This window comes from Streptomyces sp. NP-1717, assembly GCF_022695985.1.
Classification (GTDB): domain Bacteria; phylum Actinomycetota; class Actinomycetes; order Streptomycetales; family Streptomycetaceae; genus Streptomyces.
Window position 1 is genome coordinate 1 of record NZ_JAAPBF010000173.1, and the last position, 15,141, is coordinate 15,141.

The following is a 15,141-nucleotide window of genomic DNA, read 5'->3' on the forward strand; positions in this document are numbered from 1 at the left end:
TCCTGCTCTCCGTCGGGACGGTCATGCTCGTCGTCATCACGGCCATGTCCGTCATGCTGGAGAAGCTGAACGCGGGGGAGCGGATCAGCTTCGTCTTCGTCGGTCTGCTCTTCTTCGGAGTGCTGGTCCTGCTCAGCCGCCCCAAGGTCGTCGCCGACGACACGGGTGTCACGGTGGTCAACATCACCCGCACCCGGCGCCTGGAGTGGGCCGAGATCGTGCGCGTCAACCTGCGGGTCGGCGACCCGTGGGTCTTCCTCGACCTGAGCGACGGCACCAGCCTGGCCGCGCTGGGCATCCAGCCCGGTGTCGCCAAGCAGAAGGCCGTACGCGACGCGCGGACGCTGCGCGCCCTCGCGGAGTCGCACGGCACCGGCGCGGAGTCGGCGACGGAGGCCGGCGATGACGCGTCCACGGACACCGGCGGGGGCGCGGCCACGGACACCGGTCCGGCGTGAACATTGCGGTGCCCGTCCCAGTGGCTACTCTGGGGACGGCGGCGCCAGGTGCGCCCCGCCCCGCATCCGACGGCCGTGAGTACCGGCCCGCGGGGCATCCTGCGACCCGAGGAGTGACTCCCTCCAGCAATGGACGGATCATCCGGTAGTACCCGCGCCGCCGCCTTTGAAGAGGCGGCGGCATGACCATCCCCCTTCTGCTGCTCGCCGCGGCATTCCTTCTCATCCTCGCCAACGGATTCTTCGTGGCGGCCGAGTTCGGCCTCGTGACCGTGGACCGCCCGGACGCCGAACGCGCGGCGGCGGCCGGTGACCGCCGCGCCCGCGCCGTCGTCAGGTCCCTGCGGGAGCTGTCCTTCCAGCTCTCCGGCACCCAGCTCGGCATCACCATCACCTCCCTCGTCGTCGGCATGCTGGCCGAGCCCGCGCTCGCCCGGCTGCTCGACGGCCCGCTCACCGCGACGGGTCTGCCCGAAGGGGCCGTGCCCGGTCTCGCCGTGGTGATCGGTGTGCTCCTCGCCTCCGCCGTCCAGATGGTCATCGGCGAACTCGTACCGAAGAACTGGGCGGTCTCCCGGCCGTTGCAGGTCGCGCGCTTCGTCGCGGGACCGCAGCATCTGTTCGCCACCGTCCTGCGGCCCGTGATCACCCTGCTCAACGCGGTGGCCAACCGGCTGGTGCGGCTGTTCGGCGTCGAGCCGACCGACGAACTGGCCTCCGCCCGTACGCCCGGTGAACTGGTCTCGCTGGCCCGGCACTCCGCACTGGCCGGCGCCCTCGAACAGGACACGGCCGACCTCTTCGTACGGACCCTGTCCCTCGGCCACCTCACCACGCAGCACGTCATGACCCCGCGCGTGAAGGTCATAGCCCTCCAGTCGGACGCGACGGCGGCCGACGTACTGAACCTGACGCGCGCCACCGGCCTCTCGCGCTTCCCGGTCTACCGCGAGCGCATCGACGAGATCGTCGGCATGGCCCACCTCAAGGACGCGCTCGCCGTCCCCGCGCACGAACGCCGACGGGTACCGGTCGGCCGGATCTCCGTGCAGGCCCAGCTCGTGCCCGGGACACTGCCCGTGCAGCAGCTCCTGGAGCGGCTGCGCAGCGAGCAGCCCATCGCCGTGGTCGTCGACGAGTACGGCGGCACGGCCGGGGTCGTCACCCTTGAGGACATCGTCGAGGAGTTGGTCGGCGAGGTCCTGGACGAGCACGACAGCGAGGGCGACGGCCGGCCCGAACTCGCCTCCGTCGCCACCGACGACGGGCGGCCCACCTGGGACGCCGAGGGCAGCTGCCGGGTCCTCACGCTTCAGCGGATAGGGCTCGAAGTGCCCGACGGGCCGTACGAGACGGTGGCGGGACTCGTCGCCGACCTGCTGGGCCGGATCCCCGCGCCGGGCGACCGGGCGGAGCTGCCCGGCTGGCGGCTCTCCGTCCGGCAGGTCGGCCGCTACCGGGCGGAACGGGTGCGGCTCGTACGCACCGGCGACGTCCCCCTGCCGGTCCCGGCCGCGCCCCCGGCCCGGCCCGGAGCGACACCGGCGGCCCCGGCACCCGCCCGGACCCCGGCGCAGGCTCCCGCGACGGCGGAGGCGGCCCGGTGAGCGCCCTCCAGCTCCTCTTCGCCGTCCTGCTCGTCCTCGCCAACGGATTCTTCGTCGGGGCCGAGTTCGCGCTCGTCTCCGTACGCCGCAGCCAGATCGAACCGCTGGCCGCCCAGGGATCGGCACGCGCGCGCCAGGTGCTGCACGGCCTGGAGAACCTTCCGCAGATGATGGCCGCCGCGCAGTTCGGCATCACCATCTGTTCCCTGACGCTCGGCGCCGTCGCCGAGCCCACCGTGGCCCGTCTCCTCGAACCGCTCTTCCACGCGGCCCACGTGCCCGAGGGGCTGATCCATCCCCTGGGCTTCTTCGTCGCCCTCGCCGCGGTCGTCTTCCTGCACCTGGTCATCGGCGAGATGGTCCCGAAGAACCTCGCGATGGCCGCACCGGAGAGGACCGCGATCTGGCTCAGCCCCGGCCTGGTCGGCTTCGCCCGGCTCTGCCGCCCCGTCACCGCGGGCCTCGGCGCGTGCGCCGGCCTGGTCCTGCGGGCCTTCGGCGTCGAGCCCAGGGACGAGGTGGAGGCCGTCTACACCAGCGAGCAGCTCAACCGGCTCGTGGAGGACTCCGGCCAGGCCGGTCTCCTCGAACCGGCGGAGCAGGAGCGGCTGGAGGACGCCCTGGAGCTCGGCTCCCGGCCGGTCACCGACGTCCTGCTCACCCGGGCCGGGCTGGTGACGGTGACGCCCGCCGTCACGCCCCGCGAGATCGAGGAGCTGACGGTCCGCACCGGTTTCTCCCGCTTCCCGGTCTGCGCCGACAACGCCGGGGTCTTCATGGGGTACGTGCACGTCAAGGACGTGCTCGACCTGGAGGAGCGGGAGCGCGCCGTACCGCAGCACATCTGGCGGCCGATGACGACCCTGCGGGCCGAACTGCCGCTGGACGACGCCCTCACCGTCATGCGCCGGGCCGCCACACACCTCGCGCAGGTCGCCGACGGGTCCGGCCGGGTACTGGGGCTGGTCGCGCTGGAGGACGTACTGGAAACGCTCGTCGGCGAGGTACGGGACCCGGCCCACCGGGAGGCGACGCTGCCGGTGGCGCTGCGGGCGGGCGGCAAGGCCGGCCCGCCCGATCCGTCGGACCAGGTCCTGGCGCACTGAACGCGGCTCCCGCGAGCGCCGGACGGCCCCGCCCCTACGGCGGGCCGTCCGGCGCCGGGGAACGGGACCGCCGCCGGGCCCGGCCGGTCAGAACTGCGGCGGATCCCCCGGCCCGCGCCCCCGGTCCGCGGGCCCCCGGCCCGACAGCACCTCGCCGTACGCCTGCATCAGATCCGGCAGCCGCAGCGTGGCGAGATCGTCGCGTCCCGGTGTGCTGCCGTATCCCACGAGCCGCAGATCGCGGTACGCGCAGCTCTTCTCGTAGAGCGTGCGCAGGAAACGCCCGTTGCCCAGTTCGTCGATCCAGCCCTGGTCGACGACATGGCCGCTGATGCTGCGGAGCTCGTCCAGCGCCTCCTCGTCCCACACGTCGTCGTTCTCGGCGGCCAGCACCTCACCGATCGCGGTCAGTTCGAGGGGCCGGTAGCTCGGGAAGTCGACGCGCGTCGTGAAACGCGAGGAGAGACCGGGATTGGTGGCGAGCAGCCGGTCCATGCCCTCCGGGTAGCCGGCGAGTATCACCACGAGATGGTTCCGGTTGTCCTCCGCGCGCTTCAGCAGCACCTGAAGGGCCTCGTCGCCGTACGCGTCGCCCTTGCTGTAGCCCGAGTTGGCGAGGCTGTACGCCTCGTCGACGAACAGCACCCCGCCGATCGCCGAGTCGATCAGCTCGTTCGCCTTCACCGCCGTCTGGCCCAGGAACTCGCCGACCAGATCGGCCCGTTGGGCCTCGACCAGATGGTCACCGCCGAGCAGCCCCAGCGCGTAGAAGACACGGCCGAGGATGCGCGCGACGGTCGTCTTGCCGGTGCCCGAGGGGCCGGAGAAGACGAAGTGACGCTTGGGCGGCTGTACGGGCAGCCCCTGACCGGCCCTTAACCGCGCCATGTTGAGCTGCGCGGACAACGCCTTGACCTGGCGCTTCACCGGTTCCAGACCGACCATCCGCTCCAGTTCGGCCAGCGCCTCGGCGAGCAGGACCGGGTCGGTCGGGCGGTCGGGGAACTGCGGGGGAGCGGGCTGCGACGGTACGCCCGCCTTCTCCCGTATCCCGTCCGCCGGGTCCGCCGGGTTCGGCGGCGCGCCCGCGCCGAAGGGGGACTGGCCGTCCGTGCCCTGCCGCGGGTCGGGGCCCTGCGGGTAATCGCCGTCGACCTGCGCGTCCAGCGCGTCCTGGCCGTAACCGGCCAGCGCGACCGAGGCGAGCCCCGCCGAATCGTCCGCCCCGTCGTACCCGTCGGAGTCGGTGATCGCCGCGAGCCGGGCGGCGGTGTCCATGAACGTCGGGTCCGTCCGGTGCACGGCCCGGTACAGCGGCAGCGCCGCGGCGCTCCGCCCGGTCCCCTCGTGCGCGCGCGCCAGCCAGTAGCGCAGCTCCTTGCGCTGCGGCTGTTCGCTGCGGCAGCGCATCAGCGATGTCGACAGCAGCGGCTCGGCCTGTCCGTACATCTCCAGCCGGACGCGTGCCATACCGCCGAAGAGACCCGCCTCGATGCCCAGCAGCGGGTCGTTGACGAGCGATTCGGTGTGGCGCACCAACTGGTCCCAGTCCTTGACCAGATAGGCCCGGCAGGCGTGCAGGAAACGCACGTGCGGATCGGCGTCCACGGGCGGCAGCCCGGCGAGCGCCCGGTCCAGCTCGGGCACGTGCCGGCCGTCGAGCCAGTGGGAGGCGTGCGCGAGCAGCAGGTCGCGCCGGCTCTCCAGTACGGGCTGCACCCACCAGCCCAGCCAGTACCAGGAGTTGAGTGTGCGGCGGTGGCGGGAGCGCTGCTCGCCGAAGCGGTCACGGTGGCGGTACATGTGCAGCAGCGCGGTCGTGGTGTCGACCCGCAGCGCGTGCAGCCCCAGCCAGCCGTCCGCCATACCGGGATCGAGCCTGACGGCCTCCCGGAACTCCTCCTCCGCCTGTGGGTACGCCCCCATCGTGTAGGCGTCCACACCACGTACCCACGCGAGATCGGCCGGGGCTCCAGCGCCCTGCGTGCCGATGTCCATCAGGCCCCCCACAAACCATGACCCCGTGATGTCCCGCCGGGCGGGCGCCCGTCGGCAGAGCGTGCTGAACCACCTTGTCGTGGACGGGAATTGACCCCTGACCTACCCAACCAAGGGGCATCGTACCTGCGCGGAGAGTGCGCGAATAAGGGCGCGGCCGGCCCGCCCACGCCGGTGACCCAGGGTGATCGCTGAGTGAGGGGCGGCGCCGGGAGGCGGCGAAGAGAGCAGAACGAAGCCCCCGATCACGGGGGAACAACCGGGGGCTTCGCGTCCGCGGCGGCTCCGAAAAGCCGCACATTGAGAACGTAAGACCTGTCCCACCCCTTGGTCAAGCCGAGTTGAGGCACCTTCGGGGCTGATTTCCGACTGCTCAGTACGGAGGGAATGTCCGGTCACCGTAGGTGACAGGTTCAACCTCTGGCGCATTCGCACGCGTTCCGGGCAGCCACTTGTATCCCTCCTGCCACTCGCGCACCAGAACATCGGCGAAGGGACGCGAGGGATCAGCCGCGAAATGGCGCGTCTCCGCCCGCGTCCAGCCGTCCCAGAAGGCCGACAGTTCCGGTCCGTCGCGCTCGCGGCCCCGGCGCCAGGACTCCTCGGCGCCCCGGTCCATCCACAGCAGTTTCGCCAGCCACGGGCGCAGCGCCGCGCGGCCCGCGCCGACCCCCTCGATCAGGACGACCGGCGCGGGAGGCAGGGGAAGGGGCGCGCGGAAGCGCCGCAGCGTCCAGTCGTACGGCGCGTACCGGGCGGTCGCGCCCTGGGAGAGGGGGCCGAGCACCTCGTCGGTGAGTCGCCGCGTCCAGTCGAAGAACGCGTCGTGCGTGGCCAGGTCGTCCAGGTGCAGTACGGGCGCGCCGCCGAGCGCGGCGGCGAGCCGCGCGGCGCAGGTGCTCTTGCCGGAACCGGCGTGGCCGTCGACCGCGACCATCCGGACCGGGCCGCAGGAGGGCGGCAGCGCGCGCAGGGTCGTCGCGGCTTCGGTGAGGTCGTCCACCCGGTCAGCCTATGCGCGGAGGGGCTCCGTCCGGGGCGGTCCCCGCACGGTGAACCGGTGTCAGTGGTGGAGACCAATATTGGTCGGGCGACGCGAGACGAATCGCTGGCCGAAGCCGTTCGGGAGCCGCGATAGTTGACGGACTGTCGTGCACATACCAGTGAAGAGACCAGTGACCCGGGGGTCCCATGAACAGCCCAGCAGCATCCTGGAACAGCCCGGCGTCGCGCCGTACGGTGCTCGCGACCGCCCTCGCGGCGGCCGGCGCGGGCGTGCTCTCCGCCGCGGCGCCGGCCCTGGCCGCCGCACCCTCGGCACCGTCCGGGCGCTCCGGGCCGCCGGCCGCCCACCGCCGTGCGGGTGGTACTCCCGTGGACAACCGGTTCTGGAGCTCGGCCGCCGACTGGCGCGGCGGAACGGCCCACGGCACCAAGGTCCTCTCCGGCAGCCGTTCCGGTCTGGCCTTCGCCACCCCCGCGGGCACCACCGACTACACCGACCCGCACACCGGGAAGACCAGCACCTGGGAGTACGCGACCTGGACCTCGCCCGTCCACCGCTCCAGGGTCCCGGCCACCGAGGCGATCGCCTCCTGGAACGCCGACACCCCCGCCGGCACCTGGATCCAGACCGAGCTGCGCGGCACCTACTCCGACGGCGGGGCGACGCCCTGGTACGTGATGGGCCGCTGGGCGTCCGGGGACGGCGACATCCGCCGTACGTCCGTCGACGACCAGACCGACGACCGCAGCAGCGTCTGGACCGACACCTTCGCCGTCGACGACCCGGCGAGCGGGCTGCGCCTCGTGTCGTACCAGCTCCGCCTCACGCTCCACCGCAAGCCGGGCACCACGCTCACGCCCACGGTCCGGCGGGTCGGCGCGATGGCCTCGGACATCCCCGACCGCTTCACCGTCCCGGCCGCCGGGCCCCGGGTGGCGCGCGAGCTGACCGTGCCGCGCTACTCGCAGAACACGCACATCGGCCAGTACCCGGAGTACGACAACGGCGGCGAGGCGTGGTGCAGCCCCACCTCCTCACAGATGATCATCGAGTACTGGGGCCGGAAGCCCACCGCCGCCGATCTGGCCTGGGTGAACCCGGACTTCGCCGACCCGCAGGTCTGCCACGCGGCCCGGTTCACCTTCGACTACCAGTACGACGGCTGCGGCAACTGGCCCTTCAACGCGGCGTACGCCGCCGCCTACGAGGACATGAACGCCGTCGTGACCCGGCTCGGCTCGCTCACCGACGTCGAGCGGCTGATCCGCGCGGGCATCCCGGTGATCACCTCGCAGTCCTTCCTGGCGAGCGAGCTGACCGGCGCGGGCTACGGCACCTCCGGCCATCTGATGACCGTGATCGGCTTCACGGCCGCCGGCGACGTGATCGCCAACGACCCGGCCTCGCCGAGCAACGAGGCGGTACGCCGGATCTACAAGCGCCGGGAGTGGGAGAACATCTGGCTGAGGACGAAGCGGTACAACGCCTCGGGCACCGTCGTCTCCGGCACCGGCGGCGTCTGCTACCTCTACTGGCCCGTGGAGCCCACCTCGGCCCAGCGCAAGGCGCTGGAGGCCGTAGGCGTGCGCTGAGCCGTCCCGCGGGCGCCGGGAGGCGCCCGGGGGCCTCCCCACCGCCACAGGCGCCCTCGGCCCCGGGCAGCGGGTCTGCAATACTGCGGATCTCCTGTGACAGCCGAGACCTGGGACGCGCGGATTTGAACAACAGGCAGCAGCGTGGCGAGAGTGAGCGGGCGCAGGCCCGTCGCTCCGAACTCATCGCCACCGGCCGGAAGTTGTTCGCCGACACGTCGTACGACGCCCTGTCGATGGACGACATCGCGCAGCACGCGGGCGTCGCCAAGGGGCTGATCTACTACTACTTCAAGAACAAGCGCGGCTATTACCTCGCCATCATCGAGGACTCGGTGATGGAACTGGTCTCGCTCGCGGCGGGCGGCGCCGACCTGCCGAGCACCCAGCGCGTACAGCGCACGGTCGAGGCGTACCTCCGCTTCGCGGAGTTCAACGAGGCCGCCTACCGGACGATCATCACGGGCGGCGTCGGCTTCGACACCCAGGTGCAGGCCATCCGCGACGCGGTGCGCACGGGACTGGTCTCCACCGTCGCCGAGGGCGCGTACGGCCGCAAGGACATCCCGCCGATCGCCAGACTCGCCCTGCTCGGCTGGCTCAGCAGCGTCGAGTGGCTGACGCTCGAATGGCTGGAGCACCGGGACGAGCTGACCCGGGAGATACCGCGCGATCTGCTGGTGCGGATGCTGCGGCACACGCTCAACACGATCGAGGAGTTCGCGCCGGAGTGCCCGGCGCCCCCGCCGGACCCGGACTTCACCCCGTACACCGGCCGCTGACGGCCCGCCGGGCGGACGGACGCCGGGCGGGCTCGCTGAGCCCGCCCGGCGCGCGCCGGCGAATCATGTGCTCCGAGCGGCTAGTCGATCGCCTTGATCAGCTCACCGTCGCTCGTGTCGCCGCTGAGCTCCCAGAAGAAGGTGCCTCCCAGGCCCTGCTCGTTCTTGTAGTCCATCTTGGTGCCGATGGTGGCGGGGGTGTCGTAGCTCCACCAGTTGTTGCCGCAGTGCGCGTACGCCGTACCGGCCACGGTGCCGTTGGCCGGGCAGGTGTTCTTCAGGACCTTGTAGTCCTCGATGCCCGCCTCGTACGTGCCGGCCGCCGCGCCCGTCGCGGTGCCGCCCGGCTCGGACTGGGTGACCCCGGTCCAGCCGCGCCCGTAGAAGCCGATGCCGAGCAGCAGCTTCTCCGCGGGAACGCCCTTGGCCTTCAGCTTGGTGATCGCCGCGTCGGAGTTGAAGCCCTCCTGCGGGATGCCGTCGTACGACGTGAGCGGCGAGTGCGGAGCCGTGGGGCCCTGCGCCGCGAACGCGCCGAAGAAGTCGTACGTCATCGGCAGGTACCAGTCCAGGTACTGGGCCGCCGTGCCGTAGTCGGTGGCGTCGATCTTGCCGCCCTCGGACCCGTCGGCGGTGATGGCCGCCGTCACCAGGTCGTCGCCGAACTCCGTACGGAGCGCCGACGCCATGTTCGCGAACGCGTCGGGCCCGCTGGTGTCACAGGTCAGACCGCAGGCGTTCGGGTACTCCCAGTCGATGTCGATGCCGTCGAAGACATCGGCCCAGCGGGGGTCCTCGACCAGGTCGTGGCAGGACTTGGCGAACGCGGCCGGGTCCTTCGCCGCCTCACCGAAGCCGCCCGACCAGGACCAGCCGCCGAACGACCAGATCACCTTGAGGTCCGGGTGCAGCTCCTTGAGCTTGCGGAGCTGGTTGAAGTTGCCTCGCAGCGGCTGGTCCCAGGCGTCGGCGACACCGTCGACGCTCTGGTCGGCGGTGTAGGCCTTCTCGTAGTCGGCGAAGGCGTCGCCGATCGTGCACTTGCCGCCCTGGACGTTGCCGAACGCGTAGTTGATGTGCGTCAGCTTGTCGGCGGACCCGGAGGTCTCGATGTTCTTGACGTGGTAATTGCGGTCGTAGACACCCCAGTTGGCGAAGTATCCGATGACCTTCTCACCGGCGGCTGTGGGGGCCGCCGGGGTCTTCTCCTGGTCCGCCGCGGCGGTACCGGCGCCGGCGAGCAGCGACACGCCGAGAACGGCGGTGCACGCCGCGGCGACGAGCGCGCGGAAACGGGTGCGGGGACGGTGCGGTCTGAGCATGAGGTCTCCTCGTGGGGAGGGAGATCGACGCCCGTGCCGTCGACTTGGCATGGACGCGAAGAGTGTTCACCGGGACGTTAGAAGGACTAGACCAGTGGGTCAATGGTGCGGACCAACTTCCCGGCAGATCTCGACGGAAGCCGCACGACCGCCCGACAGCGGCCGGAGCGCCTCCCCGCGGCCGCCCCGCCCGGCACCGCACGGACGGAACCGGTGCGGGGCCCGACCGCCCGTGACTACACCCCGCCGATCGGGCATACTCAACGCGCCACAGCCGCTGGTCAGCCCGCCCCGTGATCCGGGAAGGCAGCATCGGCTGGGCAGGTATCCGGCCCGGGGACCCGCCCCCGGGCCTCGACCGGCGGCGCCGCCACACCCTGCGTGCGCGACCGCCGTAGCGCCCCGAAAGGGAGGAGAGCGCCGCCATGCCCGACCGCGCCCCGCGACCGGTGGATCGTCAGCTGCCCACCGAGGAGTCCAAGGACCTGCTCGCACTCGTACGCGACATCACCGAGCGGGAGATCGCCCCCGCGGCGGCCGAGGAGGAGGCGTCGGGGCACTTCCCCCGGGAGAACTTCTCCCTCCTCTCCGAATCGGGCCTGCTCGGCCTGCCGTACGACTCCGAGCACGGCGGCGGCGACCAGCCGTACGAGGTCTATCTCCAGGTCCTCGAAGAGCTCGCCGCGGCCCGTCTCACCGTCGGCCTCGGCGTCAGCGTCCACTCCCTCGCCTGCCACGCGCTCGCCACGTACGGCACCGCCGACCAACAGGCCAAGCACCTCCCCGCCATGCTCGGCGGCGGTCTGCTCGGCGCGTACTGCCTCTCCGAGCCCGCCTCCGGCTCCGACGCCGCCTCACTGCGCACGAAGGCCGTCAGGGACGGCGACGACTGGGTGATCACCGGCACCAAGGCATGGATCACCCACGGCGGGGTCGCGGACTTCTACACCGTGCTCGCGCGCACCGGGGGCGACGGCGCCGGAGGCATCTCGGCCTTCCTGGTGCCCGGCGACGCCGAGGGACTGGTCGCGGCCGCGCCCGAGAAGAAGATGGGCATGAACGGCTCGCCCACCGCCCAACTCCACTTCGACGGCGTCCGGATCGGCGACGACCGGCGGATCGGCGACGAGGGGCAGGGCTTCGCGATCGCCCTCTCCGCGCTCGACTCCGGCCGTCTCGGGATCGCGGCCTGCGCCGTCGGCGTCGCCCAGGCGGCCCTCGACGAGGCCGTGGAGTACGCGACGGGGCGCCGGCAGTTCGGCCGCCCCATCGCCGACTTCCAGGGGCTGCGCTTCATGCTCGCCGACATGGCCACCCGCATCGAGGCGGGACGGGCCCTGTACCTCGCGGCGGCGCGACTGCGCGACGCGGGCCTGCCGTTCTCCCGGCAGGCCGCGATGGCGAAGCTGTTCTGCACGGACACCGCGATGCAGGTGACCACGGACGCCGTCCAGGTGCTCGGCGGCTACGGCTACACGGCCGACTTCCCCGTCGAGCGCTACATGCGCGAGGCGAAGGTGCTCCAGATCGTCGAAGGCACCAACCAGATCCAGCGGATGGTGATCGCCCGCCATCTCGCGGGGCCCGAGACCCGCTGAACACCCGGCCCTCACACCGCTCCGTCCGCCGGTTTCTCATCAACCGGCGGACGGAGCGGGTGAGTTGACGGGCGATCACGTCGTTGGCCCGTCGCGCCAATCCCTGAGTGACGGTGCGTCAGGCGGCGTCCCGCCGCAGGTGCGGCAGCTTGAACGGACGTGAACTCGGGCCGCCCGCGTGGGAGAACGGCTGTGTCCGCCAGTCCAGCCCCTGAGGGAGCGTCAGCAGCAGTGCGGTGTCCTGCTCCTGGGCGTCGAGCGATTCGTCGGCCGGCCGGGCGTCCTGGGCCGAACGGCCCGTACCCGCGCACACGGTGAGGACGAACGGGGTCCACGGGCTGGGGCAGAGCGCGTGCTCCGGCAGGCTGTCCTCGTCCGCCAGCAGGGCGATCGGCTGGGAGCAGTCCGGGCACACGACCCGGTACATCTCGAAGGTGTCGTAGAAGTCGAGCTCATCGGCCTCGACGGGATCAACGGGCTCCGGTTCGATACGTCCGGTGCGCTTCAGGCTCTGCATGGAGACACTCCCCCTCGGGTGGGCCGAAGAGCCACGTGCGGCCTCGACCACAGCAAGCAATTCCCGTCGCGCGAGGCAGGTAACCGTAAGGTCTCGACGGACCCCGCGACATACCTGTGGTCTTCGTCACATGCCCGGCGCAGGTGACGATCCGGTACGCCCTCGGCTGTGCCGGAAGCCTCCCGGGGCAATAGGTTGATCCGCATGGAGGAGCTGGATCGTCAGATCGTGGAGTTGCTCGTCAAGGACGGGCGGATGAGCTACACCGACCTGGGCAAGGCCACGGGTCTGTCCACCTCGGCGGTGCATCAGCGGGTCCGCAGGCTGGAGCAGCGCGGAGTCGTACGCGGCTACGCGGCCGTCGTCGACCCGGAAGCCGTCGGCCTGCCGCTGACGGCGTTCATCTCGGTCAAACCCTTCGACCCCAGCGCACCGGACGACATCGCGGAACGGCTCGCCCCGATCCCCGAGATCGAGGCGTGCCACAGCGTGGCCGGCGAGGAGAACTACATCCTCAAGGTGCGGGTGGGCACGCCACTGGAACTGGAGCACCTGCTGACACGCATCCGCACCCTGGCGGGGGTCTCCACGCGCACGACGGTCGTCCTGTCGACGCCGTACGAGGCGAGGGCCCCGCACTTTTAGTTTTTGGGGCTCGGTTCACCTCCGGGGCGCTTCGAGCCGGTGTCGACGGTCGTGTTTTTGTCTTTTGCGGCTCGGTTCGCCTCCGGGGCGCTTCGAGCCGGTGTCGACGGTCGACCGTGCTCGCCCCCTCGTTCCTCGGGGCCTCCGCGCGCTCTCCCTTTCGACACCGCCGCGCCCCTTCGGCTCACTCGCCGGGTGGTGTCTCGCACCGTCTTGGCGGTGGGGGCGCGGGATCAGCAGCCGTGGTCGGGCTGTGTTCGGCCGCTGGTACTTCGGGGCGAGATCGATCTCGGGGCGCTCCGTGGCAACGTCCGCGCCCGGCGCCGGCCTCATGGCCGTCGTGAAGTCCCGACGCCTACGGCCACGGCGCGCTGCCCCGCGCGCTCCGCCTTTCGACGGCGGCGCCCCTTCGGCCCACCCGCCGGGCGGCGCCGTCAGTGCCCGCTCTCGTACCCCTGCGTGCACTCGCCGTTCCGCGAGCCGGGAGACTGGGCGTCATGAACGATCGCGCCGCCCCGCAGACCCCGAGCCAACCCCGCACCGTGCTGCTGCGCGGTGGAGACGTCCACAGTCCCGCCGACCCCTTCGCCACGGCGATGGTCGTCGAGCGCGGCCATGTCGCCTGGGTCGGCTCCGAGGGCGCCGCCGACTCGTTCGCCTCCGGTGTCGACGAGACCGTCGACCTCGAAGGCGCCCTCGTCACACCGGCGTTCACCGACGCGCACGTCCACACCACCGCCACCGGCCTCGCCCTCGTCGGACTCGACCTGTCCGGCGCGGGAACCCTCGGCGACGCGCTCGCGCTCGTGCGTGCCCACCGCGCCGCGCACCCCGGCGACCGGGTGCTGCTCGGGCACGGCTGGGACGCCGCCCGCTGGCCCGAGCGCCGGGCGCCCACCCGCGCCGAACTCGACGAGGCGGCGGGTGGCAGACCGCTCTATCTGACGCGCGTGGACGTCCACTCGGCCGTCGTCACCACCGCGCTGCTCGATCTGGTGCCGGGCGTCACCGGCCTGGCCGGATTCCATCGGGACGCTCCGCTGACCGGCGACGCCCACCACGCCGTACGCGCCGCCGCGCACGCCGCCGTGACCCCGGCGCAGCGCACCGAGGCGCAGCGCGTCGCGCGCGCCCGCGCGGCGTCGCTCGGTATCGGCACCCTCCACGAGTGCGCCGGCCCCGACATCTCCGCCGAAGACGACTTCACCGGGCTCCTGCGGCTCGCCGAGGAGGAGCCGGGCCCGCGCGTCCACGGCTACTGGGCCGAGCGGATCAGCGACGCCAAGGGCGCGGCGCGGATCCGGGAACTCGGCGCCGTCGGCGCGGCGGGCGATCTCTTCGTGGACGGTTCACTCGGCTCGCACACCGCCTGGCTGAGCGAGCCGTACGCCGACGCGCCCCACACCGGCGCCGCCCACCTCGACGCGGCCGACATCGCCGCCCATGTCACGGCCTGCACCGAGGCCGGTCTCCAGGCCGGCTTCCACGCCATCGGGGACGCCGCGGTCGCTGCGGTCGTCGCCGGGACGCGCGCTGCCGCGGAGACGCTCGGCCTCGCCCGGATCCGGGCCGCCCGCCACCGGGTCGAGCACGCCGAGATGATGACCCCCGAGACCGTCGCGGGCTTCGCCGAACTCGGCCTCACCGCCTCCGTCCAGCCCGCGTTCGACACGGCGTGGGGCGGTACGGCCGGCATGTACGCCGACCGGCTCGGGGAGGCGCGCGCCGGCACGCTCAACCCGTACGCCGCGCTCCTGCGCGCCGGTGTCCCGCTCGCCTTCGGCTCGGACAGCCCCGTGACCCCGCTCGACCCCTGGGGCACCATCAGGGCCGCCGCCTTCCACCGCACACCCGCCCACCGGATCTCCGTACGGGCCGCCTTCACCGCCCATACGCGCGGCGGCGGGCGCGCCGTCGGCAGGGACGACACGGGGGTGCTCGTGCCCGGCGCCCCCGCCGACTACGCGGTGTGGCGCACCGAGGAACTGATCGTCCAGGCCCCGGACGACCGGGTCTCCCGCTGGTCCACCGACCCGCGTTCGGGCACGCCGGGCCTGCCCGATCTCACCCCTGGCGCGGCCCTGCCCCGCTGTCTGCGGACCGTGGTGGGCGGACGTACGGTGTTCGTGCGACCGAACGAGTGATGTACCCGCGTTTCCGTACGGCCGACCGATGCCTGCCGGCCACTGTCGCGACCAGCGGATCTTCCCCGCTGACCTGCGGAAACAGGTAATTTCCGCAGGTCGAAGGAGTGTTGACAGCACGCACGCACCGGCCGGTAGGTTCGGCCGGGTCCACCAAAGGACGTCCGACCGGCAACTCCCACGCAGTCGTCGAACGCCGCTGGGTCATGGGGTGGTGCGCCGCACCGGCGCGCCACCGCTGGGAGCCAGGTTCAGCGCCCGCGCCTCGGGGGCGAGGGAAGGTTTCTGCCGGTCGGCGGGTGAGACCCGGGTAGGGCCCCGGCGTTCAGTAGACAACGGCTCTCGGTCGACCCGCAGCCGGCGGGT

The 15,141-nt window shown here is 72.2% G+C and carries 12 protein-coding genes; 8 read left to right on the top strand and 4 right to left on the bottom strand.

Translation table 11 applies throughout. The features are described 5' to 3' along the window. Nucleotides 1-2: 2 nt before the first annotated feature. The 3 genes from GXP76_RS26540 (at nucleotide 3) to GXP76_RS26550 (ending at nucleotide 3,171) form a co-directional block, all read left to right on the top strand. Nucleotides 3-458, top strand: a complete 456-nt coding sequence (locus GXP76_RS26540) for a PH domain-containing protein (RefSeq protein ID WP_242574132.1) — start codon at nucleotides 3-5, stop codon at nucleotides 456-458. Nucleotides 459-640: 182 nt separating this feature from the next. Beyond that, nucleotides 641-2,065: a hemolysin family protein gene (locus GXP76_RS26545; RefSeq protein WP_242574133.1), complete on the top strand. Its 1,425-nt coding sequence runs from the start codon at nucleotides 641-643 to the stop codon at nucleotides 2,063-2,065. Beyond that, nucleotides 2,062-3,171 carry a hemolysin family protein gene (locus tag GXP76_RS26550; protein WP_242574134.1) on the top strand — a complete coding sequence of 370 codons (1,110 nt, stop codon included), beginning with the start codon at nucleotides 2,062-2,064 and terminating at the stop codon, nucleotides 3,169-3,171. The genes GXP76_RS26545 and GXP76_RS26550 overlap by 4 nt, the downstream gene beginning before the upstream one ends. Nucleotides 3,172-3,258: 87 nt before the next feature. Here the strand turns inward: GXP76_RS26550 and GXP76_RS26555 are convergent, their stop codons facing one another. Continuing rightward, nucleotides 3,259-5,169: an AAA family ATPase gene (locus GXP76_RS26555; protein ID WP_242574135.1), complete on the bottom strand. Its 1,911-nt coding sequence runs from the start codon at nucleotides 5,167-5,169 to the stop codon at nucleotides 3,259-3,261. Nucleotides 5,170-5,542: 373 nt separating this feature from the next. Further along, nucleotides 5,543-6,172, bottom strand: coding sequence for a hypothetical protein (locus tag GXP76_RS26560; protein WP_242574136.1), 630 nt, complete (start codon nucleotides 6,170-6,172; stop codon nucleotides 5,543-5,545). 188 nt (nucleotides 6,173-6,360) lie between these two features. Here GXP76_RS26560 and GXP76_RS26565 point away from each other — a divergent pair, with 188 nt between their 5' ends. Next, the gene (locus GXP76_RS26565; RefSeq protein ID WP_242574137.1) at nucleotides 6,361-7,767 is read left to right on the top strand and encodes a peptidase C39 family protein; all 1,407 of its coding nucleotides are present in this window, start codon (nucleotides 6,361-6,363) and stop codon (nucleotides 7,765-7,767) included. Nucleotides 7,768-7,892: 125 nt separating this feature from the next. Then, a complete protein-coding gene (locus GXP76_RS26570) occupies nucleotides 7,893-8,549 on the top strand; it encodes a TetR/AcrR family transcriptional regulator (RefSeq protein ID WP_242574138.1) in 657 nt (218 codons plus the stop codon). An 80-nt stretch (nucleotides 8,550-8,629) separates the two neighbouring features. On the opposite strand, the gene GXP76_RS26575 is transcribed toward GXP76_RS26570, so the two are convergent. Continuing rightward, nucleotides 8,630-9,871 carry a glycoside hydrolase family 18 protein gene (locus tag GXP76_RS26575; protein ID WP_242574139.1) on the bottom strand — a complete coding sequence of 414 codons (1,242 nt, stop codon included), beginning with the start codon at nucleotides 9,869-9,871 and terminating at the stop codon, nucleotides 8,630-8,632. A 425-nt stretch (nucleotides 9,872-10,296) separates the two neighbouring features. On the opposite strand from GXP76_RS26575, the gene GXP76_RS26580 reads away from it, so the two are divergent. Beyond that, nucleotides 10,297-11,469, top strand: a complete 1,173-nt coding sequence (locus GXP76_RS26580) for an acyl-CoA dehydrogenase family protein (protein ID WP_242574140.1) — start codon at nucleotides 10,297-10,299, stop codon at nucleotides 11,467-11,469. A 118-nt stretch (nucleotides 11,470-11,587) separates the two neighbouring features. Here the strand turns inward: GXP76_RS26580 and GXP76_RS26585 are convergent, their stop codons facing one another. Continuing rightward, entirely contained in the window at nucleotides 11,588-11,986 is a 399-nt protein-coding gene (locus GXP76_RS26585; RefSeq protein WP_242574141.1) for a hypothetical protein, read from the bottom strand. Nucleotides 11,987-12,190: 204 nt separating this feature from the next. Between GXP76_RS26585 and GXP76_RS26590 the strand changes: the two genes are divergently transcribed. Then, nucleotides 12,191-12,631, top strand: a complete 441-nt coding sequence (locus GXP76_RS26590) for an Lrp/AsnC family transcriptional regulator (RefSeq protein ID WP_242574142.1) — start codon at nucleotides 12,191-12,193, stop codon at nucleotides 12,629-12,631. A 497-nt stretch (nucleotides 12,632-13,128) separates the two neighbouring features. Next, entirely contained in the window at nucleotides 13,129-14,775 is a 1,647-nt protein-coding gene (locus GXP76_RS26595) for an amidohydrolase (protein WP_242574143.1), read from the top strand. Nucleotides 14,776-15,141 lie beyond the last annotated feature (366 nt).

Coding starts and splice junctions, on each gene's coding strand:
- GXP76_RS26595 (WP_242574143.1), top strand. CDS start 13,129: ATGAACGATCGCGCCGCCCCGCAGACCCCGAGCCAACCCCGCACCGTG.
- GXP76_RS26590 (WP_242574142.1), top strand. CDS start 12,191: ATGGAGGAGCTGGATCGTCAGATCGTGGAGTTGCTCGTCAAGGACGGG.
- GXP76_RS26575 (WP_242574139.1), bottom strand. CDS start 9,871: ATGCTCAGACCGCACCGTCCCCGCACCCGTTTCCGCGCGCTCGTCGCC.
- GXP76_RS26555 (WP_242574135.1), bottom strand. CDS start 5,169: ATGGACATCGGCACGCAGGGCGCTGGAGCCCCGGCCGATCTCGCGTGG.
- GXP76_RS26585 (WP_242574141.1), bottom strand. CDS start 11,986: ATGCAGAGCCTGAAGCGCACCGGACGTATCGAACCGGAGCCCGTTGAT.
- GXP76_RS26545 (WP_242574133.1), top strand. CDS start 641: ATGACCATCCCCCTTCTGCTGCTCGCCGCGGCATTCCTTCTCATCCTC.
- GXP76_RS26580 (WP_242574140.1), top strand. CDS start 10,297: ATGCCCGACCGCGCCCCGCGACCGGTGGATCGTCAGCTGCCCACCGAG.
- GXP76_RS26565 (WP_242574137.1), top strand. CDS start 6,361: ATGAACAGCCCAGCAGCATCCTGGAACAGCCCGGCGTCGCGCCGTACG.